Origin of the sequence: Promicromonospora kroppenstedtii DSM 19349, from assembly GCF_000515355.1 — a bacterium.
GTDB classification, from domain to species: domain Bacteria; phylum Actinomycetota; class Actinomycetes; order Actinomycetales; family Cellulomonadaceae; genus Promicromonospora; species Promicromonospora kroppenstedtii.
Genome location: NZ_KI911609.1, coordinates 52,053 through 54,206 on the forward strand (window position 1 = coordinate 52,053; position 2,154 = coordinate 54,206).

General features: G+C 73.8%; 3 protein-coding genes. All 3 read right to left on the reverse strand.

All coding sequences use genetic code 11. The annotated features are described in order from the left end of the window. Window positions 1-1,021 (reverse strand): RNA polymerase sigma factor (locus PROKR_RS04065; RefSeq protein WP_051432656.1); only part of this gene is annotated, 1,021 nt, incomplete at its 3' end. Window positions 1,022-1,047: 26 nt separating this feature from the next. Beyond that, complete coding sequence (locus PROKR_RS04070; protein ID WP_036959733.1) at window positions 1,048-1,464, reverse strand: YciI family protein; 417 nt, start codon at window positions 1,462-1,464, stop codon at window positions 1,048-1,050. A gap of 143 nt (window positions 1,465-1,607) precedes the next feature. Next, window positions 1,608-2,154 (reverse strand): peptidoglycan-binding protein (locus PROKR_RS31340; protein ID WP_169736319.1); only part of this gene is annotated, 547 nt, incomplete at its 5' end.

A 2,154-nucleotide genomic window follows, 5' to 3' on the forward strand; every position in this document is an offset into this window, starting at 1 on the left:
ACCGGGACAGGCCCGGGTCGACGCCGGCCAGCGCGGCCAGGCCGGCGCGCGGCCCGTCCACCTGCCCCACGGCGACGGCGCGGTTGAGCGCGACCACCGGGTTGTCCGTGAGCCCGGCGAGCTCGTCGTACCACTGCAGGATCTGTGGCCAGTCCGTCTCGGCGGCGACGGGTGCGTCGTCGTGCAGGGCGGCGATGGCGGCCTGGGCCTGGTACTGGCCGAGGCGGTCGCGGGACAGGGCGGTCTGGAGCACGTCGACGCCCTCGCTGATCATCCTGGTGTCCCACAGCGTCCGGTCCTGCTCGTCGAGCGGCACCAGCTCGCCGGACGCGGTGTACCGGGCGTCGCGTCGCGCGTGGTGCAGCAGCATGAGCGCGAGCAGCCCGGCGATCTCGGGGTCGGCCCCCTCGGGGCGGGCCGCCGAGGACACGGTGAGCTGGCGCATGAGCCGGATCGCCTCGTCGGCCAGCGAGATCTCGCCCGTGAAGCCCTCGTTGAAGATCAGGTACAGCACGTGCAGCACCGCGCGGGCGTCGCCGGGCGTGTCGAACCGCTCGCCGGTGATGGTGCGCTTGGCGCGCGAGATCCGCTGCGCCATCGTGGCCTCGGGGACCAGGAAGGCCCGCGCGATCTGCGCCGTGGTCAGTCCGCCCACGGCCCGGAGCGTCAGCGCGATGGCCGACGCCGGGCTGAGCGCGGGGTGGCAGCAGCGGCTCAGGAGCAGCAGTGTGTCGTCCGACTGCTCCGTGGGGCCCTGCGGCGGCTCGTCACCCGCCCGTTCCTCGCGCCTCCGTCGGGCGGCCTCGGACCGCTGGAGGTCGATCAGCTTGCGGCCGGCCACCCGCAGCAGCCACGCCTTGGCGTCGTCCGGCGGGTCGTCGGGCCAGTGCCGTACGGCCTCGATCAAGGCCTCCTGGACGGCGTCCTCGGCCGTCGCGAAGTCTGCTCCGCGACGGACGAGGACGCCGAGGACCTGCGGTGCGAGCGTCCGCACCCGGTCGTTCACCGCGTCGTGGTCCACGTCCAGCCTTCCTCAGGTCGTCCGGCTCACTCGGAGATCGTCAGGTCCTCGCCCAGGAACGGCCGCACCTCGAGCCACTCGTAGATGGGGCGGCCGCCGACGCCGGGTGCGGCGGACAGCTCGGCCGCGGCCTCGTAGGCGCGCTCCTGGGACTCGACGTCGATGATCATCCAGCCGGCGATGAGGTCCTTGGTCTCCGCGAAGGGCCCGTCGGTCACCGGCGGGCGGCCCTCGCCGCCGTACCGGACGAACGTGCCCTCCGGGGAGAGAGCGCCCTCGCCGACGAACTCGCCGCTCTCGGTGAGCTTCTCGGCGAACCGGCGCATGTAGTCGATGTGCTCGGTGATCTCCTGCGGGCTCCACTGGTCCATCGGCACGTCCGTGCCGGGAACCCACTCGGGGCCGCCGCGCCGGTAGTGCTTCAGCAGCAGGTACTTCGCCATGGTTGTCTCCCTGGTCACGGGCCCCGCGGGGCCCTGCGTCGTGGACGCGGTACGGACGCGGTCTCTGCGCCCTCGACCCTAGGACGGAGCGCTCGTCGGGTTCTCGACATCAGGATCACCGATTCCCGAGAAAAAGGTTCGGGTCAGCCCGCGCGGGTGCGCACGGCCCGGATCGGCGTGACCGCCGCGGGCCCCTCGACCGCACCGCCCACGGCACCAGGCCCGGCCCCGGGCACGACGGCGGACGCCTGGAACGCCGCGCTCATCGTCTCGCCCAGGGCGTCGAGGTCGTCCTCGAACAGGCCCGCGTACGTGGACAGCGTCAGCACCGGCGACTCGTGACCCAGCATGCGCTGGACCGCCTTGACGGTGGCCCCGCCGGAGATCGCCAGCGACGCAGCGGTGTGCCGCAGGTCGTGCAGCGTGAGCGTGCCGAAGTCCTCGGCGCCCGGCGCGAGCGTGGTCCGTGACAGCGCCGTGAACAGCCGGGTGCGACTGGCCTTCTCGCCGCGCGTCATCTCCGCCCGCGCCCGGTCGGCGGTGGCCACCAGTGCCCACGTGGCGGGGTCGGTCACGCCTGTCGGCTCCAACCCGCCCTCGGACTGGAGGCGGCGGACCGCGGCGACCACGTCGTCGTCGTACAGGCCCGCGGGCAGGCCGAGGGCCTGGCGCAGCGTGCGGACGGCGCCG

What these genes read in the sequence shown, in the direction of transcription:
- PROKR_RS04070 (WP_036959733.1), bottom strand. Translation starts at nt 1,464, where the DNA reads ATGGCGAAGTACCTGCTGCTGAAGCACTACCGGCGCGGCGGCCCCGAG.